Origin of the sequence: Rhodococcus pseudokoreensis, from assembly GCF_017068395.1 — a bacterium.
GTDB classification, from domain to species: Bacteria; Actinomycetota; Actinomycetes; order Mycobacteriales; family Mycobacteriaceae; genus Rhodococcus_F; species Rhodococcus_F pseudokoreensis.
The window spans coordinates 108,431-130,583 of sequence record NZ_CP070614.1 but is presented as its reverse complement, the minus strand read 5'-3'; the positions used below and the strand labels follow the sequence as shown (position 1 = coordinate 130,583).

Annotated in this window: 25 protein-coding genes and 1 pseudogene; 16 read left to right on the top strand and 10 right to left on the bottom strand. The window is 66.0% G+C overall.

Going from position 1 to position 22,153, the window contains the following annotated elements; all coding sequences use genetic code 11:
• Positions 1–14: 14 nt before the first annotated feature.
• The 4 genes from JWS13_RS00595 to JWS13_RS00580 all read right to left on the bottom strand — a co-directional run bounded on the left by JWS13_RS00595 (position 15) and on the right by JWS13_RS00580 (position 4,312).
• A complete protein-coding gene (locus tag JWS13_RS00595) occupies positions 15–1,271 on the bottom strand; it encodes an NAD(P)/FAD-dependent oxidoreductase (RefSeq protein ID WP_206003923.1) in 1,257 nt (418 codons plus the stop codon).
• Positions 1,272–1,351: 80 nt separating this feature from the next.
• On the bottom strand, positions 1,352–2,518 hold the full coding sequence (gene tal, locus JWS13_RS00590) for a transaldolase (RefSeq protein ID WP_259375193.1): 1,167 nt from the start codon (positions 2,516–2,518) through the stop codon (positions 1,352–1,354).
• Positions 2,519–2,628: 110 nt separating this feature from the next.
• Positions 2,629–3,303 carry a hypothetical protein gene (locus JWS13_RS00585; RefSeq protein ID WP_206003922.1) on the bottom strand — a complete coding sequence of 225 codons (675 nt, stop codon included), beginning with the start codon at positions 3,301–3,303 and terminating at the stop codon, positions 2,629–2,631.
• Between the two features lie 295 nt (positions 3,304–3,598).
• The gene (locus JWS13_RS00580; protein ID WP_005261832.1) at positions 3,599–4,312 is read right to left on the bottom strand and encodes a helix-turn-helix transcriptional regulator; all 714 of its coding nucleotides are present in this window, start codon (positions 4,310–4,312) and stop codon (positions 3,599–3,601) included.
• 92 nt (positions 4,313–4,404) lie between these two features.
• Here JWS13_RS00580 and JWS13_RS00575 point away from each other — a divergent pair, with 92 nt between their 5' ends.
• The 4 genes from JWS13_RS00575 (at position 4,405) to JWS13_RS00560 (ending at position 7,686) form a co-directional block, all read left to right on the top strand.
• A complete protein-coding gene (locus JWS13_RS00575) occupies positions 4,405–4,887 on the top strand; it encodes a DoxX family protein (RefSeq protein WP_005261831.1) in 483 nt (160 codons plus the stop codon).
• A 125-nt stretch (positions 4,888–5,012) separates the two neighbouring features.
• Positions 5,013–5,609 carry a GTP cyclohydrolase I FolE gene (gene folE, locus JWS13_RS00570; protein ID WP_037205886.1) on the top strand — a complete coding sequence of 199 codons (597 nt, stop codon included), beginning with the start codon at positions 5,013–5,015 and terminating at the stop codon, positions 5,607–5,609.
• Positions 5,610–6,530: 921 nt separating this feature from the next.
• A complete protein-coding gene (locus tag JWS13_RS00565) occupies positions 6,531–6,749 on the top strand; it encodes a hypothetical protein (protein WP_005261829.1) in 219 nt (72 codons plus the stop codon).
• A 637-nt stretch (positions 6,750–7,386) separates the two neighbouring features.
• Positions 7,387–7,686 carry an ANTAR domain-containing protein gene (locus JWS13_RS00560; RefSeq protein ID WP_005261828.1) on the top strand — a complete coding sequence of 100 codons (300 nt, stop codon included), beginning with the start codon at positions 7,387–7,389 and terminating at the stop codon, positions 7,684–7,686.
• Between the two features lie 282 nt (positions 7,687–7,968).
• On the opposite strand, the gene JWS13_RS00555 is transcribed toward JWS13_RS00560, so the two are convergent.
• Together JWS13_RS00555 and JWS13_RS00550 are read right to left on the bottom strand one after the other, a co-directional pair.
• Positions 7,969–8,505 carry a DUF488 domain-containing protein gene (locus tag JWS13_RS00555; RefSeq protein WP_005261826.1) on the bottom strand — a complete coding sequence of 179 codons (537 nt, stop codon included), beginning with the start codon at positions 8,503–8,505 and terminating at the stop codon, positions 7,969–7,971.
• A gap of 91 nt (positions 8,506–8,596) precedes the next feature.
• Positions 8,597–9,292 carry a helix-turn-helix transcriptional regulator gene (locus JWS13_RS00550; protein WP_005261824.1) on the bottom strand — a complete coding sequence of 232 codons (696 nt, stop codon included), beginning with the start codon at positions 9,290–9,292 and terminating at the stop codon, positions 8,597–8,599.
• 61 nt (positions 9,293–9,353) lie between these two features.
• Between JWS13_RS00550 and fdxA the strand changes: the two genes are divergently transcribed.
• The 6 genes from fdxA to JWS13_RS00520 all read left to right on the top strand — a co-directional run bounded on the left by fdxA (position 9,354) and on the right by JWS13_RS00520 (position 13,582).
• Complete coding sequence (gene fdxA, locus JWS13_RS00545; RefSeq protein ID WP_005261822.1) at positions 9,354–9,740, top strand: ferredoxin; 387 nt, start codon at positions 9,354–9,356, stop codon at positions 9,738–9,740.
• Positions 9,737–11,482: an aa3-type cytochrome oxidase subunit I gene (ctaD, locus tag JWS13_RS00540; RefSeq protein ID WP_005261815.1), complete on the top strand. Its 1,746-nt coding sequence runs from the start codon at positions 9,737–9,739 to the stop codon at positions 11,480–11,482. The genes fdxA and ctaD overlap by 4 nt, the downstream gene beginning before the upstream one ends.
• Positions 11,483–11,671: 189 nt before the next feature.
• Positions 11,672–12,118: a hypothetical protein gene (locus JWS13_RS00535; RefSeq protein ID WP_005261813.1), complete on the top strand. Its 447-nt coding sequence runs from the start codon at positions 11,672–11,674 to the stop codon at positions 12,116–12,118.
• Complete coding sequence (locus JWS13_RS00530) at positions 12,106–12,768, top strand: group III truncated hemoglobin (RefSeq protein ID WP_005261811.1); 663 nt, start codon at positions 12,106–12,108, stop codon at positions 12,766–12,768. Before JWS13_RS00535 ends, JWS13_RS00530 begins: the two co-directional genes overlap by 13 nt.
• Entirely contained in the window at positions 12,765–13,076 is a 312-nt protein-coding gene (locus tag JWS13_RS00525) for a dsRBD fold-containing protein (protein WP_005261808.1), read from the top strand. The genes JWS13_RS00530 and JWS13_RS00525 overlap by 4 nt, the downstream gene beginning before the upstream one ends.
• Positions 13,077–13,171: 95 nt before the next feature.
• Entirely contained in the window at positions 13,172–13,582 is a 411-nt protein-coding gene (locus JWS13_RS00520) for a DUF952 domain-containing protein (RefSeq protein ID WP_005261806.1), read from the top strand.
• 334 nt (positions 13,583–13,916) lie between these two features.
• On the opposite strand, the gene JWS13_RS00515 is transcribed toward JWS13_RS00520, so the two are convergent.
• Positions 13,917–14,612: a helix-turn-helix transcriptional regulator gene (locus JWS13_RS00515; protein WP_005261805.1), complete on the bottom strand. Its 696-nt coding sequence runs from the start codon at positions 14,610–14,612 to the stop codon at positions 13,917–13,919.
• Positions 14,613–14,769: 157 nt separating this feature from the next.
• Here JWS13_RS00515 and JWS13_RS00510 point away from each other — a divergent pair, with 157 nt between their 5' ends.
• From JWS13_RS00510 to JWS13_RS00500, 3 genes are all read left to right on the top strand, one after another.
• A complete protein-coding gene (locus tag JWS13_RS00510) occupies positions 14,770–15,600 on the top strand; it encodes a GTP pyrophosphokinase (RefSeq protein ID WP_005261804.1) in 831 nt (276 codons plus the stop codon).
• A 190-nt stretch (positions 15,601–15,790) separates the two neighbouring features.
• Positions 15,791–16,306, top strand: coding sequence for a DUF5994 family protein (locus tag JWS13_RS00505; protein WP_005261803.1), 516 nt, complete (start codon positions 15,791–15,793; stop codon positions 16,304–16,306).
• A 708-nt stretch (positions 16,307–17,014) separates the two neighbouring features.
• Complete coding sequence (locus tag JWS13_RS00500; RefSeq protein WP_005261802.1) at positions 17,015–17,443, top strand: hypothetical protein; 429 nt, start codon at positions 17,015–17,017, stop codon at positions 17,441–17,443.
• Between the two features lie 97 nt (positions 17,444–17,540).
• On the opposite strand, the gene JWS13_RS00495 is transcribed toward JWS13_RS00500, so the two are convergent.
• The 3 genes and pseudogenes from JWS13_RS00495 to JWS13_RS00490 form a co-directional block, all read right to left on the bottom strand.
• A complete protein-coding gene (locus JWS13_RS00495; protein ID WP_005261801.1) occupies positions 17,541–19,229 on the bottom strand; it encodes an IS1634 family transposase in 1,689 nt (562 codons plus the stop codon).
• 203 nt (positions 19,230–19,432) lie between these two features.
• Positions 19,433–19,573, bottom strand: a pseudogene (locus tag JWS13_RS45160) (IS701 family transposase); the annotation flags it as partial.
• 49 nt (positions 19,574–19,622) lie between these two features.
• Complete coding sequence (locus JWS13_RS00490) at positions 19,623–20,117, bottom strand: MarR family winged helix-turn-helix transcriptional regulator (protein ID WP_005261798.1); 495 nt, start codon at positions 20,115–20,117, stop codon at positions 19,623–19,625.
• Between the two features lie 201 nt (positions 20,118–20,318).
• Between JWS13_RS00490 and JWS13_RS00485 the strand changes: the two genes are divergently transcribed.
• From JWS13_RS00485 to JWS13_RS00475, 3 genes are all read left to right on the top strand, one after another.
• Positions 20,319–21,041 carry a carbonic anhydrase gene (locus JWS13_RS00485; protein WP_005261796.1) on the top strand — a complete coding sequence of 241 codons (723 nt, stop codon included), beginning with the start codon at positions 20,319–20,321 and terminating at the stop codon, positions 21,039–21,041.
• Positions 21,042–21,092: 51 nt separating this feature from the next.
• Entirely contained in the window at positions 21,093–21,377 is a 285-nt protein-coding gene (locus tag JWS13_RS00480) for a hypothetical protein (RefSeq protein WP_005261791.1), read from the top strand.
• Between the two features lie 318 nt (positions 21,378–21,695).
• Complete coding sequence (locus JWS13_RS00475) at positions 21,696–22,061, top strand: ArsR/SmtB family transcription factor (protein ID WP_206003921.1); 366 nt, start codon at positions 21,696–21,698, stop codon at positions 22,059–22,061.
• Positions 22,062–22,153: the final 92 nt, after the last annotated feature.

Genomic DNA, 22,153 nt, shown 5'->3' with positions numbered 1-22,153 from the left:
CTGGGGCATGAGCGTCACCGCGCACCTCCGGGCACCCGATCGGCCAGGTACCTCAGGAGCTCGTCCGGGTCGGCCAGTTTCACCGGGTCGACCCGCTCACCGGAGCGCACCAGCGCCTCGATGGCATCGGTGACACCCCAGGTGTTGACGTTCATGCCGGCCAGCACCCGCCCGTCCCGCATCCAGAAGGCGATGAACTCGCCGGCGGCGACGTCGCCGCGGAACACCACCGAGTCGTACCCCCCGTGCGGGACGTAGCCGGAATACTCCATCCCGCTGTCGTACTGATCGGAGAAGAAGTAGGGCACCTGGTCATAGGCGGTGACACGGCCCATCATGTTCTCCGCCGCCACCGGCCCCTGGTTGAGGGCGGCCGACCAGTGCTCGAGGCGCAGATGAGTTCCCAATAGCGGGTAATAGGTGTTGGCGACGTCCCCTGCGGCGAACACGTCGGGGTCGGTCGTGACCAGGTGTTCGTCGACAACGATCCCGTTGTCGACCGCCAGCCCGGCCGTCTCGGCCAGTGCGGTGTTGGGCACGATACCCACGCCCACGACGATCGCGTCCGCCTCGACCACGGTGCCATCGGTGAGGCGGATTCCGGTGGCCCGGTCGTCCTTACCGAGAATCTCGAGCACCCCGGAATTCAGCCGCAACTCCACACCGTGGTCGCGGTGCAGGGCGGCGTAGGTTTCGGCGACCTCGGCACCGAGCACCGCCAGCAACGGCAACTTCGACCTCCCCACCACCGTGACGTCGCAGCCCGCCGCTCGGGCGGCAGCCGCGGTCTCCAAACCGATCCACCCCGCCCCGACGATCGCGACCCGGTCCGCCGCAACGAACGCGGCCTTCATTGTTTCGCAGTCGGTGACCCGGCGCAGGTAGTGCACCCCGCCCAGATCGGCGCCGGGCACCTGCAACCGGCGGGGCGACGAACCGGTGGTCAACAGCACCTTGTCGTATCCGAGCCGCTCGACGCCGTCGATGACCACCTCGTGTTCGGCTAGGTCGAGGGCAGTGACCGGGGTCCCCACCCGCAACTCGATGTCGTGGTCGGTGTACCACCCGGCCGGGTGAATGTAGATCTTCTCCCGCTCGGTGGTGCCTTGGAGGTAGGCCTTCGACAGTGGGGGTCGGTCGTAAGGGCGGTCGGTCTCGTCGCCGATGAGAACGATCCTTCCGCCGAACCCGCCGGTGCGCAGCGCCTCAGCGGCCTTTGCGCCGGCCAGTCCGGCGCCCACGATGACGAATGCCTGCTCTGCAGTGGCCATGTCATGTCCTTCTCTGATGCGAGGTGCTTAGGGGGTGAAGACCGATCTCATGCGCTGTGGCTCAGGTCGCCGTGTCCTGTTCACCGCGCACCGTCCGTATCGCGCGCCCGGCCGGGCCGGGTCGGGTCAGACCGTGGAGGTGATCGTTGTGCCAGTTGGTGGGCTTTGGCACGGAGTTCGGTGAGCAGATCGGCGAACGACTGGTGAAAGGCGGCGACACCCTGGTCTTCGAGGGTGCGGCCGACGTCGTCCATGTCGATGCCCACCGCGGCGAGCTCGCCGAGGACGGCGGCCGCGCCGGCGGGGTCGGTGTCGATGGAGCGTGTGAGGGTGCCGTGATCCTCGAATGCCAGGATGGTGGCCTCGGGCAGCGTGTTGACGGTGTCCGGGCCGATGAGACTGTCGACGTAGCGGGTGTCCGGGTAGTCGGGGTTCTTGGTCGAGGTCGATGCCCACAGTAGTCGTTGCACCCGGGCGCCGCGGGCGGCGAGTGTCTCCCACCGCGTGCCGGTGAAGCGGTCCCGGAAGATCCGGTAGGCGAGGCGGGCCTGGGCGATCGCCGCCCGACCCCGCAGTGCCGGGGCCTCGGGGTCGCTGCTGTGCTCGAGTCGTCGATCGACCTCCGTATCGACGCGGCTGACGAAGAATGATGCGACACTGCGCACCGCGGCCGGATCCCCGCCCCGTGCCGCAAGCGCCTCCAGACCCTGCAGGTACGCCTCGATCACCTGTTCGTAGCGGGCGAGGGAGAAGATCAGGGTGATGTTGATGCTGACGCCCTTGCCGATCATGTCCGCGATCGCCGGTATGCCCTCCGCGGTCGCGGGGATCTTCACAAACACGTTCGGTCGGGCGATCCGTTCGTGCAGTTGCCCGGCCGCGGCGATGGTGGCGTCGGTGTCACGGGCAAGTTCCGGGGCGACCTCGATCGAGACGAACCCATCGGTGCCGCCCGAGGTGTCGTAGACGGGTCGCAGTACCGCGGCTGCGTCGACGACATCGGCCGCGGCGAGCTCCCAATACGCGTCCTCGACCGCGAGTCCCTGGGCGATGAGTGCTGCGAACTGTGCGTCGTAGGCATCGGAGCCGGCGATGGCCCGCGCGAAGATGGTGGGGTTGGCTGTCACCCCCCGGATCCCGGCGGCCACGCACTCGGTGAGGGTGCCATCGCGCAGGTAGGGGCGGGTGAGGTTGTCCAACCAGGGGCTTTGCCCCTGCTCGCGGTACAGGCGATGCAACCGACTCACCGTTACCTCTACCGATGGGGGCGGGAATCTGTTCATCGTCAGGCCTTTCGTCGTGCGGGCGTCTCATCCACGCCCACGTGGCTCACCGCTCTGTCCGCGTGTGCACCGTGTCACTGCCGGTCGGTAGGTGGTGGCTCTCGTGTGGTGAGAAACTTCGATGGATCGCTGCCCGCCCGGGCGCCGGTGCTGAACCACGCCGCGAATCCCTGGGGATCGCGGCGCTCGATCTCGTCGAGGTACTGCTGGCGGATCCGGGCCAGTCGCAGCCGGTCGGCGGGCGACCTCGCGTTCTGCAGCTCCGCGAAGCTGGTGCGCCAGCCGCGGCACAACGCATCGCCGGACAATTCCGCACAGCGCGGCGGCGGTTCCGGCAGGGAACCCGGAGCGCTCGCCTCGTCCGGATCACACGAAGCAGAGGGCTGCGGGGAGAGTAACTGCGCCAACGGCGGCCAGCGTCGAAGCCGCCGCGCCACCGGCTCGGCGGTGACCGTCAGCACGAGCACCAGCGGCACGGCCGCAGCGCCGGACAGTGCGATCAGGCCCACGACGCCGATCAGGACCACGCCCGCGGCGGCGGCGTTGAGTGCGGCGGTCGGCAGCGATGAACGCGGCGTGGCGGTGGCGGACCTGTCGGCCACCATCGCGGTCAGGCCGCCGCCGGTCACTGCCGCCGCGAATGCCGCGGACACGAGGACGTCGGGGTGGACGGTGAAGATCGCGACCGCGAAGCCGACCAACCCCAGCGGCACGGTCACCACCCACCAGAGGATTCGGTAGACACCCATGGGATGTAATCCCTTGCAGAGGTATGGTTTTGATCGATGCGGACCGCCCTGGACCCACTGTGTCACCGAAAAAGGAAGACGACGAACGGTGAGCGTCATGGGTTCCGATTCGGGGGTTTCCAGACGTGGTCCCGGTGGTTCGCGCTGTGATGCGCGACGAGCGCTTCCTGGCACGCGGCGCTCGCATGGAGCGTCGCGGTCAGTGATGCGCCGGTATGCCGGTGGTCGGTTGCGCGGACCCTTCGGTCGACGCGCGAGCCGATCCGCCGCCTCGCCTCATGCCGGTTCGTGTCCGTCAGGGGCGGGCGGGACCCGGGGGCGGGGGCGAGTGCGCATGTGCGGACGCTGCGTGGTGGACCACGACACAGCACCGGTCGGGTCGCGGGTCCAGTTCTGCGTGCACGTCGTGTTGGGTACTCCCGGCGATCGCGCCCTCGACGAGGCGTAAGTTCAACCCGCACACCACGTCCAGGTGGTCTCGGGCGACATGGTGGAAGGGGCAGTTGCGTAGGTTGATGCGGCCGTCGTCGTCGACGTGGGGCAGGTATCCGCAGCCACGGAGCGCCGCCAGGAGATCTCCCCCGGTGTCGGCGGCGGCCCGCTTGCCGGCGTCGAGCGCGGCCTCGTTCACCGCCGCCCGCACCGCTCCGCTGGTGTCCTGCTCGACCGAGGAGACGAGCAGCCGGGCGAGCAGTTCGTAGTCCCGGGGCGGCACGCTGACGGTCATTTCCGTCGTGGCCCGGGTGTAGAGCTTCGCCGGGCGGCCCGCGCCGGGTCCGCCGCGGCCGGCCGGCCGCTGGTAACTGACCGTCACCAGGTCGGCATCGGCCAGCTTGTCGAGGTGATAGGCCGCGAGGGTGCGTCCGACGTCGACGGCGGCGGCCGCCTGCTCCCGCGAGACCGGTGCGTCGCTTTCGGTCACGTAGTCATACAGCCTGCGCCGCAACGGATCATCGAGGTTGCTCAACGCCGCCAGAACCGCCGGCGCAGCGGATCGCGGAGTGGACATACCCCGACTGTAACACCAAAAAGTATTGACAAATAGGTGTCGGGGGGAGATTCTAAAAATAGTTCGTATTACTTTTACAAAGGGGTTCCGTGATGACTACTCCCACGCCTGACTCGTCGGCGACCGCACCCACGCCCGGGACGGCCCTGCAACGCGCTCGCAGTGACCCCGCCTACGGCGCGTTCCTGTTACTGCGGATCGGATTCACCGTGCTCCCGATCGCCATGGGCATCGACAAGTTCACGAACGTGCTCACCACCTGGGAGGACTACCTGGCGCCGTGGATCGTCGACCTCAGTCCGTTCAGCGCGCACCAGACCATGCTGGTCGTCGGAGTGATCGAAATCGTCGCCGGTATCGCCGTCGCGATCAAACCACGATATGCGGCCTACATCGTCGCCGCCTGGCTCGCCGGAATCGTGATCAACCTGCTGACCTACCCGGGCTTCTACGACGTCGCACTGCGCGACTTCGGACTGATGCTCGCCGCCCTCACCCTCGGCCGGTTGGCCTACGTGTACGACCCGGCCTGGCACCGGCGCACCGTGGTGGCCCCGAATTTGCGCACCGCCTAGCCGGTACCGCCGCGCATCCAGACCATTTCCGGTCGCGCACAATTCACACAATTCATTCGTCCACCTCTCGGAGCAGCCGCTTCGTGGGGTGGACGTCACCCAAGGTCTCCCCGGAAGGAACCGGCATGCCTGCACACGCAACACTCCACGTTCTACCCCAAGCGCCAGGCCGGGACATGGCTGCTGCCGAAGACGCGGCGGCCATGTTCCTCGAAGCTCTCGGGATCGACCTGGACTCGGAAAGCCTGCGCGACACCCCCCGCCGCATGGCGTACGGCTACGCCGAGTTGTTCACCGCCCGCCCTTTCGATCTGACCACCTTCCCCAATGACGAGGAGTACGACGAGCTGATACTGGTCCGCAACGTTCCGCTGCGATCGGTGTGCGAGCACCATCTGTTGCCCTTCGTCGGCACCGTCCACATCGGGTACCTACCCGGTGAACGCATCATCGGATTGTCCAAGCTCGCCCGCGTGGCGGAGCACTTCGCCTGCCGACCCCAACTTCAGGAACGGCTCACCAAGCAGATCGCCGACTGGCTCGCCGAACAACTGCACCCTCGGGGTGTCGGGGTGGTCATCGAGGCCGAGCACAGTTGCATGACCCTGCGCGGGGTCCAATCCGTCGGATCGGCAACCGTCACGTCCACTCTCCTGGGCGCCCTGCGGGAGGATCCTCGGTCTCGCCAAGAATTCTTCGCACTCGCCGGCGTCAACGCTTGAGACCGGGACCGGCTGCCAGCGCTTTCTTGGATCGCGTGCATGGCCACCTCGAGTTGAGTTCGCGCGCGGACTGGTCAACACGCTTGCTGACGAAACGGGCATGGTCGGTGACCCGAACCAACAGACCCCGGACCGTGAATGAGCAACGGGCGCACGACAGTGTGATGACCCGGCACCGAGATGCGTCGGTGAGCGGCGCACCGTCCGTTGTTGCTCACGAGCCGCGGACTGGCTTTTTCTTTTATTTTGCGTATGGTCGACATCAGATTGTGGTTGCCGATCTCGAATATGGAACGACAATGGCTGAAGAATTCGGGTAAAGCCCTCGAGAAGCCGACGCGGAGCCTGGAGGAGCGGAGAAGCGGGACAAGGCGCTCGAGTCGTCGGCGGTGGTTCGCAGGCGCTGAGGTCTCCGTGCGAGAGCAACAAGGGCGACCTGACATGACCAAACCCGGCCGCACACTTGGCAACCTATGCAGCCCAGTGAGAGAACGCATTCGGTGAGTTTTGAGTTTCGATCAGCGTCGGCGCGCACACGTGTATCGCTCCGCGATCGGGTCGCCGCACCGCTTTGCGTGCCGACAAGCAGTGCACCATTCAAGGGTTTCGACAATCAATTCAGTGAATCGAAGAAAAGCGGGTGAAAAGGACCGGAAACGTTTGCATGCCCCCGCCCGAGGTGCAATTGCGGTTGGAGGAAAGTGTCGAGGCGGTGATTGCCGACGCGCGTCGAGGAAGGGCAACGGCCCCCGCCATGCACTGCCTCGAGCCTTGACTCGACCTGCGTGAGCGAGCCGTGCCGAGTCAGCCTGCTGACGCACGTCGCTCACCGGGGCTTGTGTGCGTTCGATGAGCCGCGGCGCCGTGTTCATTGCCGCCAGACGGGTAGTGCTCACCCCCAGAGCGGAAGGAGGTGCATCGGTGATCTACGTCTTCCTGGCCGGCGTCGCCGTTCTCTGCACCGGTGTGATGTCGATGTGGGTTGTCGACGACACTGGTCGCGTCTATAAGTGGCCGTTGACGGCGACGTACCAAACCCGGCACCAGGCGCGAAAAACAATGGCGAAAACAGGAATCACGCTGCTGCTCCACGGCACCATCGCCACAACAGCGTCCGGGGCGGCGATGTGGCTGCTCTGACCGACCTATGGAGCGCTACAACGTCGTCGTGTGTGAATCCCGCATTCGTTCACCGTGACTGATCATTCACAGGCGTGACGCTGATGCCGGCGACATGAGGTGTGGGTGGGTGAATGCGACTCTAACCTTCCGGCCGACAAGCAAACTCACAATATCCGGACGCTGCCCGGCGTTCACACGGTTGCTGCCTGGGTCATACCTGCGGGACCGCTCCGGCGCGGGGTAAACCACCCGGCGTAGGGAACGGTCGACTGCGACAGCCGATTCGACGTGTTCCATCGGATGGAAGTTGATGTGATCCTCGGAGGATCGGCCACGGAATTCCCGGTCGGCTGCCGGGCGAATCACTCCATTGCCGCTCGATTGCACGGGGGCACTGAGGAGTCCACTGCTCGTTGCGATTCGTCCACCGCTGATCACGAAGTCGGCTTAGCCGATCGCTCCACCCCGGCAGCGTAGGATGGGGGCATCGGAGGCACGTCGCACGCGAATGTCCAAGATCGCGTCGCCGCCGGTGGAGGTATTGGCTGCCATGCGGTCAAGGCGGGAGTGTTCTTATGTCGCTGCAACAGGATCGAAAGTTCCTCGGCGTTCGTCATGGGCGTCGACAGCGGCAAGGCGTTCGAATGGAGGAATCATGACGATGCCAGACCCCTTCTTCTCGAACGCGGTACCCACCACCGCACGCGGGGACCTCGACCTCGCCAAACGAATCATCATGGACTGGAAGGGATGTTCACGATGGCAGGCTTTCGATGAGATCATCGACGTCGCCCAGCGCACCCACCTGAGCCCACTTCAGCTCGCACGGGAATTGGCCCGCGTGGTGGGCACTGCAGAGTCGACACCCAAGCCGGGCGGAAGCCTCGCCGCGATCACCGCGCAATGGGGTCGCTATATCGGTGTATCAAACACAGCAATCACGCACCGACGTTGATCAGCGACTCGCTTTGCTGCGCAACAAATCAGCACGCCCCCGACAGCCGCATGGCCTTATGATCTCAGGAATCTCTCTGTGACCGGTGTAGCGCGCTCAGAAGGGCAAATCGGTGACCGCGGTCGAAGCCGCGCTCAAACGGAAGTTCGGTAGAGCGCTCGACAGTTCAGCCATCAAGATTCTCGCGGAGTGCATCTCGGACGGGCGTCATCATCGAGTCTTCGCGGACTGCGCGGCGGACGAAGCAGAGACGTTGGCGGCATCGCGCCTGATGCACGTCGGTCAGGACGGCGCCCGGGGGCGGTCCCACACCACCTGACCGTCGGGCCGCACCCGGGCGCCAGCTGCCGGGAGGTGCGGGGTGCACCGGCCGTCGTGCATGAGGTGCTCGACACTCACCCTGCGGCACAGAACTGCGACGTCGGCGACGAGCCGGCGGTGGCACCGCCACCACACGCTCTCGCTGCACATCATCGCCGTTCTCTGCCGTGCCGCCTGATCCAACAGCTCGGTCAGTGCCGCGGCGAACTCGGTGGTGCGGGTGTGTGCGGCATAGGCGGCGAACTGATCGACCTGCCACCAGGGGTCCTCTCGCGGCTGCCCGGGCGGCAGGCGGCGGCGACCGCCGAGTCGCGGCTCCAAGCGATAGCCGATACCGGCGTCCGGTAACCAGTGCGTCATCCTCTCGCTGCCGACGTCGGGATTGCGGCGACTGCCGGGATACCGGCGAATGTCGACCACCGCGTCGACGTCTGCCGTGGTCAGCAGCGTCGTCAATTCCTCCCGACCGAGCCGGCCGTGCCCCACGGACAGCAACATCGACGACTCACCTCCTCCTCCTCCTCCTCCTTTCCCGACACACCGCACCCCACCGTGCGCGATCGAGGTGATGCCGGGTATACCGGGCGGGCTAGCGTCGCGCCAGGTGGGCGACGCAGGTCTGGGGAGTTTCCCACGGGACGAGCTGGCTTTCGGTTTCCGGTGCGCCGAGCCGGGTCAGGACGCCGCGCAACAGCCCGAGATGCAGTGCGCACACGACATTCGGACTCTGCCGGGCGACCGACTCGAACGGGCAGGCATGCAAGCGGATCCGCATCTCGTCTTCTGACGCCTCGAGTTCGGGATCGAATCCCATCTCCGCGAACAGGATCGTGATGGTGCTCGCGGCGTCCTCGACCGATCGGGGAGCTCCGGGGGTGTCGGTGAGATCGTCGAGTGCCCACGCCCGGCCGGCCGCCTCCGCCCGGCCCACGGGGTCGTCGTCCTCAGCACCCGCCCAGTGCGCCGCCAACACCCGGGCCAGCCGCTCGTACCCGGAATCGGCACGGCGGCCCGGGCCGAGGGGGGCCAGCGCCCGGTAGAGCTGACGGGGACGACCGCGCGCCGGATGCCGCTCGGGTTCGGCCGAGACCAATCCGGCGCCGGTCAACCCGTCGAGGTGAAAGCGAACGGTGGTCACGTGCAACTCGCACAGCGCCGCCAATTCACCGACGGTCATCGGTGTCGGACTCGCCCGCAAAGCGTCCAGCAACTGGACCCGCCTGCGCGACGCCAGCACCGCGTGCGTCCCGGCGCGCTCCGCACCGGTTCCTTTTTGTGTCGCCATACTGTATGACTTTAGAGGAAGGGATTCCTCAAAAAAAGGGGTAGCTCCCCGGAGGTGGACCATGACCTATGTGATCGCAGAGCCCTGTGTCGATGTGATGGACCGGGCCTGCGTCGAGGAATGCCCGGTGGACTGCATCTACGAGGGCGGCCGTTCGCTGTACATCCACCCCGACGAGTGCATCGACTGCGGTGCGTGCGAGCCGGTCTGCCCGGTCGAGGCCATCTTCTACGAGGCCGACGTGCCCTCCCAGTGGGAAGCGTTCATCGACGACAACGCCCGGTTCTTCCACAGTCCGCTCCCCGGTGCGAGTGCAGCGCTCGGGATGCCGGGAGGGGCAGGCAAGCTCGGCCCTGTCCCCGCCGACACCGAGTTGGTGGGTGGGTATCCGCATTCGGACCCCACGGCTACCGGCGAGGCATCCCGCTGCAGTGACGGTGCATTGTGACTCCCGTCGTCTCCGAACTCGTCCCTGTCCGGCCGTACCCGACACGGCGCGGGATCAAGGGATCGTTTCTCTACAAGGCCGCCACGACCACCGACCCCAAGATGCTGGGTCTGATGTACCTGGTCACCTCGTTCGCGTTCTTCATGGTGGGCGGGTTGATGGCCCTGCTGATCCGCGGCGAGCTGGCGGTGCCGGGTTTGCAGTTCTTGTCCAATGAGCAGTACAACCAGCTGTTCACGATGCACGGCACCATCATGTTGTTGCTGTACGCGACGCCGATCGTCTTCGGGTTCGCGAACTACATTCTGCCGCTGCAGATCGGCGCCCCCGACGTGGCGTTCCCGCGGTTGAACGCGCTGAGTTACTGGTTGTATCTGTTCGGGGCGATCATCACCGTGTCCGGGTTTCTCACCCCGGGAGGTGCGGCGGACTTCGGCTGGACCGGGTATTCGCCCCTGACCAGCGCGGTGCATTCGCCGGGGGTGGGCGGCGATCTGTGGATCATGGGGTTGGCGTTGGCGGGTGTGGGCACCATCCTCGGGGGCGTCAACATGATCACCACCGTCATCTGTCTGCGCGCCCCGGGGATGACGATGTTCCGGATGCCGATCTTCACCTGGAACATCTTCATCACCATGATCCTGGTACTGATTGCCTTCCCGATTCTGACCGCGGCGCTGTTGGGTCTGCTCGTGGATCGGCACCTGGGCGCGCACCTGTTCGATCCGGCCACCGGTGGCGCCCTGCTCTGGCAGCACCTGTTCTGGTTCTTCGGGCACCCCGAGGTGTACATCGTCGCGATCCCGTTCTTCGGCATCGTCTCGGAGATCTTCCCGGTCTTCAGCCGCAAGCCGCTCTTCGGCTACACCGGCCTCGTCTACGCGACCATCGCCATCGCCGCACTGTCGACCGCGGTGTGGGCGCACCACATGTTCGCCACCGGCGCCGTTCTGCTGCCGTTCTTCTCACTGATGAGCTTCTTCATCGCGATACCCACCGGGGTGAAGTTCTTCAACTGGATCGGCACCATGTGGAAAGGGCAGCTCACCTTCGAAACACCGATGCTGTTCTCGCTCGGTTTCCTGGTGACCTTTCTGTTCGGTGGCCTGTCCGGCGTGTTACTCGCGAGCCCGCCGCTGGACTTCCACGTCACCGACTCCTACTTCCTCGTCGCGCACTTCCACTACGTGCTGTTCGGGACCATCGTGTTCGCCACCTACGCCGGCATCTACTTCTGGTTCCCGAAGATGACCGGAAGGCTGATGGACGAGCGCCTCGGCCGGTGGCACTTCTGGACCACCTTCATCGGTTTCCACACCACCTTCCTGGTCCAACACTGGCTCGGCGCCGAAGGCATGCCCCGCCGCTACGCCGACTACCTCCCCTCGGACGGGTTCACCACCCTCAACACCGTCTCGACGATCGGCTCGTTCATCCTCGGCGGGTCCGTGTTGCCGTTCGTCTGGAATGTCTTCAAGTCCTACCGGTACGGCGAGGTGGTCACGGTCGACGACCCCTGGGGCTACGGGAACTCGCTCGAGTGGGCCACCAGTTGTCCCCCGCCGCGGCACAACTTCACCGAGCTGCCCCGAATCCGTTCCGAGCGCCCCGCGTTCGAACTGCACTACCCCCACATGGTCGAGCGGATGCGCGCCGAAACGTACGTCGGCCGACGGCCCAAGTCGGTGACGGTCACCGCGGGCACAGTCTCCGGACCCGAGCGAGAAACGGGCCGGCGATGAGTGACACCGCCGATCGTTCCCACAGTTCACTCCGGTGTCCCGAAGCCGATGCGGCTGCGGTGCATGCACGGTCGTGGTCCGTGAGCGGCGGCGACCGGCCGACCCCGCGGGACGACTACTGCTGCACCCGACTACCGGGCACCGTCCGTCGAACCCGAGCCCGAACCGGCCTCGCAAGGTGGGTGGCCCATGACTGAGGTGGCGCGCTACACGCAGTTGATCCTGCCGGTGTTCTGGCTCGGGATGGTGGTGGCGATTTCGTTTCTCGAGGCGCCGATCAAATTTCGGGCTCCGGGCGTGACCCTGGCCATCGGGCTCGGGATCGGCCGGAAGGTCTTCTTCGCGCTCAATGCGGTGGAATTGGTTCTGGCACTGGCGTTGTTGGCGTCGTGCGTGGCCGCGCCACCGGACGCGACCGCGTTGACGGTGCTCGCGCTGGTCACGGTGGTGCTGGTGGTGCAGGTCGCGGTGGTGCGCCCGCCCCTGAGTAAACGATCGGACCGGATCCTCGCCGGCGAGAGCCTGCCACGATCGAGGGTGCACCTGGTGTACATCGGACTGGAGGCGGCGAAGGTCGCATTGCTGATCGCGTTGATCTTCCAGCTGTTTCGGGCGGTGGCCTCATGCCTGCACTGACACCGGGCGAACACCCACGCACGGATCTGGCCACTCGCGCCGACATCGAGGACGTGCTCCGCCGGTTCTACGGGCGCGTGCTCGTCGACGACCTCCTCGCCGTCCCGTTCGCCGAGATCCGCGAGAGGGGGCTCGAATCACACCTGCCGATCATGTGCGACTTCTGGGAGACCGTCCTGTTCGGGGCCGGCCGCTACCAGGGCAGCGCCCTGCGGGTGCACCGGAGCGTCCACACCCGACAGCGACTCGAGGCACGGCACTTCCTACGATGGCTCACCCTCTGGTCCACCACGGTCGGGCAGAGGTTTCATGATCCGATCGCCGCACACGCCACCGTCCACGCCACCAGGATCGCCCGGGCGATGCACCGCAACCTGACCGGCACCGACTCCGCCGAACTCGATGCCCTCACCTCCCGACTTCCCCATCGGGTCCGCGATGACCACCCCTCTGATCGCTCCCCCAGCCGTGACCTCGATGACGGAACGGCGTCTCATCGCCGGGCACGTGAGGCCACGGATCTCCCGGAAACCCACCACAATCCGCGCCGAGCAGAGCAGACGGTGGCCGCAGACAACCCCCCGGGGGCACCAGCGTCGACTCGGATGCGTCCGCGGCGCAGAACACGAAAGGGAGTGCATCAACCGTGAACCAGAAGACATGGTCGGTGAACATCGTCATCGACGACCACAAATCGGCGGAGACCGGCGCCCAGACACGAGCGAGCGCCCGTCTGCATACCAGCGGCCGGGCCATATTCGTGGGAACGGGACTCGCCCGGCGCAATCCGCACCATACCGACGTCCCGGAGGTCAGCGACGACATGGCCGCTGCCCGCGCCCTGGCAGACCTGTCGCATCAACTGTACGAAGCAGCCGCGCAGCGGGAAGCGGTCACGCGGACCGCGCTCACCTCCGCACGCGCCGCCGACTTCGGCCGTCCACGTTCCTCGGCCTGAGTCGGCCGCACACGAATTGCCCGTCGACCCGTTGGCGCTCGGCGGCGCGCCCGACACCTGCATTCCCACGGACAATCCTCCACAAGGACATCACGATGAGCGAACAGATCTTTCACATAGCCCTCGCCGACGACTGGGAAGGCGCCGCACGGTTCGGCGAATACGAAGCGTCCACCCGCGCCCACACACTCGATCAGATCGGATTCATCCACGCCGCGACCGCGGAGCAACTCGAGCATGTCCTCGCCACCGTATACGGTGACGTCAATCTTCCCCTGGCGGTGATTGTGATCGACCAGGACGCACTCCGCGATGCCGGTGTCGACATTCGATGGGAGGAGACGGCGGGGCCGTCGGGTACTCCCGGTCGGTGGGTTCCGCGGATCATGGGAGCGGTGCCGCTGGATCCGGACATTGTTGTGGCGACCATCCCGCTCGAGAAACACGGTGAGAATTGGGCCGTCCCCGACCTTTCCGGGTACAGCGTCGGCGAGGCGGCGTCGTAGCAATCCCCCGCCCGTAAACCCGGCCCACCGCTGTCGTCCAACGCCGGCCGGCCCGGAGGCTGGGTCAACTGTGCAGATTCACGCGCGGCCGCACCGGTAACGGTGGCGCACAGTGCGGCTCGGGCGTGCACGAGTGCCTCACATCACCAGAGGCCCGTCGAAAGAAACCTGGGGCCCACAGATTTCGATGTGCCGAAATCATCTACGAGTCGCTCTCGGAGACAGCGTGTCACAGAGCGTTCCGGAGAACGATCGCCACCATCACCCCGACATCGCCGCCATCACCCCGGCCCAGACCCCGGCACCAGCAGCACCGGGTTTCGGGCAACCTGACTCACCCCGCCACCAGCCTGGCCACACACAGTTCGGGTTCCACGAACGGCTCGAGGTGAGCCGAGATGTCCGGTCGATGCGGCTTTCGGTCTCCCTCGGTCGCTGACGTGTCCAGCAGACCCTGCAGCAACCCCCGGTGCACTCCGCACACCACCTCGGGATGCGACCGGGCCAGATCCCGTACCGGGCAGGCGTGCAGGCGAATGATCCGTTCACGTTCGCCCGCGGGGCCGCCGCTGTCCGCCGACGGCGGTGTCGGCGGTCCCGCCGCCGAGACCAGCTCGGGGCCGAACCCCATCCGCGCGAAAGCATCCGTGGTGCGTGCCGCCGCGTGATCGAGCGCATCATCGTCATCCGACTCCGGTGTGTGCCCGCCGTCACCGGTGCCTGCCCTGCGGGAAGCCGCCATCCGCACGGCCCATTCGTGCCCGGCGTGCTGCGCGCGGCGAGCCCGCGTCTGCACCGTCTGGCCCAGCTCCATCGCGAGGACGTCGGCGAGGGTCCGGTAGTCCACGCGTTCCTCGATCGCCAGATAGCCGGTACGGGGCCGGCCGGCGCCCGGCCGGTTCATCCGGGTGCGCGTGATCGCGCCGTCGTCACACAGTGCGTCCAGATGGAACCGCACCGTCGTCACGTGCACACCGATCTGTGATGCCAGCTCGGCGGCGTCCACCGCACCCTCGTGCTCACGCACCATCCGAAGAACACGTTCCCGTTGCCGGTTGCGCGGCAGCAAATTTCGCCGCGGCCCCCGGGTATCGCTTGCCTCGTCCACCTCGTCACCTTTCATTCTACCAATTTAACGGATAGACTTCCGTTAAATACTAGCCGCTTCACAACAGCAGAGGTAGGGGATGACGGTCGACACCATCTGCGATCCCGACTTACCGATGACGACGCAGTTCGAGCTCTTCGGTCCCGAATTCACCCAGTTCGTGTTGCCCTACCAATGCCCAATCTCGACGTTGACCACCAAAATGCACATCCTGCGACAGGGTTTCATGCACCTGGATCGCCACTGCCCGATCGAGCATGTCTCGGCACGGGTGAAATCCCCCGACAGCATCATGGCCAAAGCGCAGCGCCTGCGCTGCCCGCTCACGGCCGCCGACATTCGGCAGAACATCCGCGATATCGCCGGAGTCCGCATCACCTGCGGTCTCATCTCGGACACCTACCGCGTTGCGGACCTGATCGGCGGTCAGCCCGATGTCACCGTGCTCGAGGTCGAAGACTACATCGCAAAGCCGAAATCCAACGGCTACAAAAGTTTGCATGTGGCAGTCGAGATCCCGGTGTTCTTGAGCGACCGGGCCGTCCAGGTACCCGTCGAGCTGCAAATCCGGACGATCGCCATGGACTTCTGGGCCAGCCTCGAGCACAAGATCTACTACAAGTACCAGCGCTCCGTCCCCCGCCGATTGGTGCAGGAGCTGACCGAGGCCGCCGACGTCGCGCACCGACTCGACAGGAAGATGGAGCGGCTGCACAACGAAGTTGCCGGCCTGAAGTCGGCGCTGGACTTCGAGGACGGTCCACTGAGCCTCGGGGCCATCGACCACGATCACGGCGATCGCTCACAGCACCGTTGCCGGAAACCACACAACGCGACCGCCGGGCCGCTCGTGCGATACCCGCCGGCCGGTGGCGTGGATGTCTGCCGAACCACCACACACGTCACCTAACGGAGCGTTGCAGGGCAACACCCGAGAATGACCCAGCACTGCACCCACAGCATGCCGACGAAACCCCCATCCGTAAATCCCACGACACCAGTTTCACCAATCATCAACAGGCGGGAGGCCACTGATGTCCACACCAACCTTGCATGTGGATTCCTCGAAGGCGACACCCTCAACCGGTCGAGGACTGCGATTGCGGCTCAAGCCCGCCCAGTCCCGCGGATTCGTACAGGGCGCCTGGTGGCCACGATCGACTCACCTCACCGATGAACTTCCGGCCCTGCTCACGGCCCTCTCGCGGCGGCTGGGCCACATCGACGAAATCTTCTACGACGAGAACGGCTGGGCGCCAGCACCGTCGTGTATCGACCGCGCAGGCACCACGGTTGCTCTGCGACGCTCCAGCGACAAGTCGAGCAACACACTGGCGATCACCGGCGAGAAGTTCGGGCGGCTGGTCCTGCTGGTGGTCCCTCCCTATACCGACCCGGTCTTCGCCTACGCGACCATAATGACGGCGGCGAGTCCGCGCGACGTCTCCACCGCCGACGAACTGCTGGCGATCGGTGCGCGCGAGGCCGAGGACCGCCGGCTGGCACTGCTCGCCCAACACCGCTGGGAGTCCGAAGGCGGAGCACTACGCCACCGTGGAGACAAGTCCGGACCGCCGCGCCGCACCGGCGACCGCGACAGGGTGCGACGCGGCTGAGTGAGACTCGAGGGGACACACATCTCTTCCGTCTACCCTGCCACCGCCACAGTGATCCTCGACAATCGGCGGTCAGGGTGACAGCACCCAGTGCCCACTTGGACAACGCGTGCGACAGCAGCCCGTCGAGCCACGCGCGAAACGTTGTCCAACGGACGCGAAGTCCCGCATGCGCTCAGAAGTCGTGCGCGTCGCGGCGCGGTCATCGTGTTCCACCATTCACCTGTTGATAAACGACTCCACGGCGCAGAAGCGTCCGTACCGCTGAGCGAATGGGACACCCTCGCAGGATCGCAATACGGTGGGGTAAGTGCCTTTTCCTGTCCGCGGGTAGTTCGGCGGATTACCGACCGCCTCACCGAAGAGGGTGGAACCCAAAGTTCGACATCCACAGGATGACCCACCGTCTGGTGCTGGTGCTGTCCCCTCCAGTGTGCCACTCCCCCTGCCACCACCAGGCGCAGCAGAGGGGCACTGTCGTTCCGGCCCACTCACACTACCGCGCACACACAGGGAGACCGCCGGAGCAGGTGTTGCTTGATACAATTGTCGTGCACACCACGGCACGGATACCAACGTCGTTTGCGTGCCGTGGGACGCGAAAAGTCCTCCTCCGATGGGATTCTCACGTCGAGGTTCTGTCTCAGTGGAAGTATGACGAGTATGCGAAGACGCTGGCCGGCCGCACCCCCACCCTCGTGGCGCGGGGTGGGTATTGTTCACGGGCGTTCCGTTCTCGCTGCAGGCCTCGGGATCACCGTCGAACTCATCGACCTTCTTCGCTACCCGGCCGGGGTGGAACTGCGTCTTGCCCTCACCGCCTACGGCCACGCGGCCCAGCAGGCCCGCTATGAAACACGACCGCTGACCGACCCCGGGGACCCGTCGCCGCGGTGGTCGTTCCTCCGGACACACGTGCGTGCCGGGGATCTCACGGGCGAAGCAGACCCGTACCAGGCCCCGATCCTGTCGACCGGAACGACGCGCTTGAGCGACTTCCGCACCACGCCGCGGTACTGGATAGACGGAATCCCCGCGCCGGTGTCGCTCACGGTGACCGTGGAATGGGCCCGGATCGGCCTGGCGGCAACGTCGTCGACCATCGAGATCGGACCCGTACCCCACGCCCTCCCCTAGCCGGAGTTTCCCCGCTGTCTCGCGCCTGGGTGACGTTTGTGCTGGCCAGTAGGGATTTTGGGGTGGTGTGGCTGTATTACCTAACTGTCGCCTCGGATCATCGGGTGGGGGCGTAGCGGTCGAGTGCGAACACCTCGTAGAGGCGGTGTTGGGTGTCGTTCATGTCGGTGAGCATGCGGCTGGCGCGGGGTCGTCCCTTGCCGCCGTCGTGGTAGAGCAGCACGGTTTCTTCGATGCCGGCGAGTTCGGTGAGCAGGGCGCGCACGGACAGGTGCAGGCCGGCGTGTTCGGCCTGGCGGCGCATCAGGTGTGCCACGGCGAGGGCGAGGACGCAGTAGAAGACGTGGACGCGGATCTTGGAGTCGGTCCAGTGGTGCATCGGGGAGAACGAGACGACGGCGGGATCTTTGAGTTGCCGGAAGCCGGATTCGACTTCGGATTGGGACCGGTAGGCGGCGACGACCTCGGCGGCGGTCCAGTGCTCACGGTTGGTGAACAGGATGCGTTTGCCGAAGATCCGGTGTTCGAGTCGTTTCCGGGACTTGGTGTCGGTGCGCCAGGACAGCCGCAGGCTGCCGGGAGTGTCCCCAGTCAGGGTGGTGGTGAGTACCTCGCGCACCCAGCGGGGCCGGCAGATCCGGTCGATCGCGTCCTGCACGGCGGCCTTCTCGCGGCGGGTGCGTCCGCGCGCGAGGGTGGCCTGCAGTTCGGCGAGTTGTCGGCGGACCTTGGCCAGGGTCTGGTCGAATCCGCGGGATTGTTTGGCGTGCAGGTTCGGCGAATGGGTCACCACGGCCCGCCGGGTGACACCGAGGGCGCGGACTTCGGTGTCGACACAGGTCAGGCCGGGATAGCGGTCCTCGTCGACGCTGATGTAGCGGGATTTGCCCAGGGCCAGCAGCTCGGGATGATCACTCGGGGGCAGCGAGCCCACGAAGCCGATGCCCGAGTCCTCGACGCGGGCGTGGTTGGCGGTCGAGTTCTGGCCGGCGTCGTAGACCACGGTCAGCGAGTCGACCGTGTTGGTCAGGTCCCGGTAGCGGGTCACCAGTGCGTCGAGGAGGTCGGAGAACTGGGTGACGTCAGGTCGATCGCCCGGGTACGGGTGCGAGACGATCGGGACTCCGCCGTCGCGGGTGATCACCAACGCCAGCCCGACCAGCCGCAGGTCCACGCGTTTCTGTTTGGCCCTGCCGCGTTGTGCGATCGGCGCCGCCTCGTTGGCCGAGTCGATGAACGTGGCGAAGTTGGTCATGTCCAGGGCCAGCCCGGACAGGTCCAGCCCGAACTCGGTGACCATGCGGCGGCCGAGTTCGGTCTCGACCCGGCGGAGTTCGTCCTCGCCGAGGCGGTCCATCGCCTTCCAGAAGCGGCGGTGATCGAGCGCGGCGGCGGGCGCCTTGACCCACCGGGAGCCCGCGGTGCCCGCCCACCACTGCGCGAATGCCGCCTTCGATCGCGGTGCCACCACCCGGTTGACGGTGGCCAACGCCAGGTAGGTGCCCACCGACACCGCCGCATCCGAGCGGCGCGGCGCGACCGCGTCGATCACCTCGGCCACTCCGAGCCGGTCGAGGATCGACCATGCCGCCGCCACATCCCCGAACCCCTTGTGCTGGGTGCGGACCGGCTGCCCCTGCTCGGCGCCGGTCAGCTTCGCCATCACCTCGTCCGCGCTGCCCAAATACTGCTGCGAGACGATCCGCGGCTTGCCGTCCACACGGGCCGATTCGACCAGGTAGTAGTACGTCTTCCCACCCTGCCGCTTCCCCACGATCGAAGCCATATCTAGGTAATACAGCCGATGGCACCGAAAGGCAAGCACCACAGTCGAAGACACGCCGACCAATCAGATAGCGGGGAAACTCAAGCTAGTAGGACTGCGCCAAGGGGTGTGGTGGCACAGTCGGCAGGTACCGATCCAACGGGCAAGTGCGCGTTGACGTTCGCGGAGGCAGTCCTGCCCAGCCTATTTTGGAGTCAATCGGGTCAATCGCAGGGCGGTAAGAGATGGGCGGCGGTGACCAGGGTGGCGTGGTGGTGCCTGTCGAGCCAGGAGGGCTCGTCGTAATGGTCCAGTCCGAGCCCGGTTTCCAGTTCCCGGTAGTCGCGCTCGATGCGCCATCGGATCGCACGTGTGACCTTTTCGCACCAGCCGGCCACCACGGGAGCGGGCAGTTCACCGCAAAAGCGAACTGAGCGCCGGTGGTGTCGACGTACCGTCGAGGCACGCGTGTATGCGACGCAAGGTGGCCGCACAATCGGACCGCTCGGTGGGGTCGAGTTGGTCGAGGATGCGACGTAGCTCCCCTTGCCGCCTGGCATTCACCTGCTCGACGACGGCGCGCCCCCGCGCCGTCGATTCCAGGGTGACGACGCTGCGATTCGATCGATCCGCGCCTCGCCTGAGGTGCCCGGAGGCGAGGAGACGATCCGCGAGGCGGGTGACCGTCGATGCGGCAACACCCAGTGCTCGCGCCGCCTGACTCGAACTCACTGTGCCCTCCTCGCTGAGCACCATCAACAACCTCAGCTGCGGCAACGTGACCTCGACGTCGCCTCCCTCGATGCTGCGCAGCGCCACACCCACGAGATCTCGGATGGCGACTTCGAATGCTCGCAGATCCTCGGGACTCGTGCTCACCGACTCGTCGTCACCGCCGCGTTTGTGCATAGCTCAAGTATTGCAGAAGCTAAGCCTTGCATGACGCAAGAAGTTGGGTAGCTTGGTGGGTACTGGACCATCGCGCCGCGCTGAGCCTGTGACCTCATCGGTGATGTTCGAGCGTCGGACCGATGCCGGCGCAGCGAAAACGAGTACCCAGCCAGGTTGAGACGAAATGAGGCCTCAGTGCACACAGATTCCTCGCACACTATGAACCCCGCGTCCGCATGGCAGGCCCTGCGGCAGGGAAACGAGCGATTCGTCAACGGAACCCCACTGCATCCCAACCAGGGGATCGCGGACCGCGCGGCGCTCTCCGACGGGCAGCACCCCACCGCCGTGTTGTTCGGATGCGGAGACTCGCGAGTCGCCGCCGAGATCATCTTCGATCAGGGTCTCGGTGACGTGTTCGTCGTGCGCACCGCAGGCCATGTCCTCGACGACGCCGTTCTCGGCTCGATCGAGTACGCCGTCGACATCGTGAACGTTCCGCTCATTGTCGTGCTCGGCCACGACGGCTGTGGCGCCGTGAAGGCGACGCTCGACGCGCTCGACAACGGCGCGGTGCCGGAGGGATTCATTCGCACCGTCGTCGAACGCGTGGCACCGTCGGTCATGACGGGACGTCGCGAAGGACTCTGCACCGCAGACGAACTCGAAGCCCATCACGTCGTGGAGACCGGCGCACTTCTTGCGCAACGCTCACGCATCATCGCCGGACGCATCGAGGCCGGTACCTGCGCCATCGCCGGCGTCACCTACACGCTGTCCGACGGCCGAATACACCATCAGGGGACGGTGGGAGACATCGGTGAGCCCGGCGACCGACTCCCCAGAACACCACGACTTCCGTCGGATCCGACACCACATCACTTACCACCGGCGGATCCAGGCGCGGGCGGGGCACCGGCGCGGCAGGGCGGCGCAGCCTGACCAGTCGATGCCCGAGAAGAGGGCAGCGTCGCACCGATCGGAGGATCCGCAATGAGCACCGCGCTGTACTTCGCCGGACTCAGCCTCATCGGCATCGGAGGACTGGGCGACGGCTTGGTCCGGGGATTGCGACCGTCCGCTCACCCTGGCACACACAAGATCTCGATGGTCCTGACCCTGGCTGGTGTCCTCTGCTGGACTGTCGGGGCCGGCGTGTCCGATCAGCCGCTATGGTGGAAGATCGTCGCCTCCGTCTTCGTGTTGACGATAGGTTTTCTCCTGACCATGCGATCACGGTTCCTGCCCAGTCACCAGTGGTGCGAACCCGACGAGTGACGGAATCCTTCCCGTGCACCAGTAGTCACCACCGACCGGTTGCCGGCATCGGACAGCGTAGGGGATCGTTGACCAGCGCGGGCCCGGTTCCCCCTCGGTGGCGAGGGACCTGCCGCGACGCGCGGTTCGCGCGAACCAGCTTCGGGATGCCTGGCCGGAACGGGCCCTGCAACACAGATCCAAGCGACTTGCTAAGATTCGCAAGTAGCACACCCTGCGGGAGCTGTAGGTTGCTGGTGGGGCAGCATGCCCGGCGCCGCATCGACAGGCCAAACGCATCTCGCCGGCACCGGATCGACCCGGACGACAGGAGGCGTCATGGCCGCGAACTCGCGCCAACCGCTGTATCAAATGAAGGCGGACTTCTTCAAAACGTTGGGGCACCCGGCACGCATCCGGGTCCTCGAGCTGCTCAGCGAACGCGAACACGCCGTCTCCGAGATGTTGCCCGAGGTGGGCATCGAACCGGCGAACCTGTCCCAGCAGCTGTCGATCCTGCGACGCGCAGGCCTGGTCACCGCCCGGCGGGAAGGCCTGTCGGTGTCCTACGCGCTGACCTCACCCCGCATCGCCGAGCTGCTTCGCGTCGCGCGCGGGATCTTGACGGGGGTGGTCGCCGGGCAGGCCGAGGTGCTCGAGGACCTTCCCGAACCCCCTGCCTTGGTGGCCGAGACCAGGGGCTGACGAGGCCCACTACGGCGGAACCCCACACCACTGAGTATTAGTTGCGAATTTTCTAAAGTACGTATATTGGATGCATGAGCGGCGGAGATTCG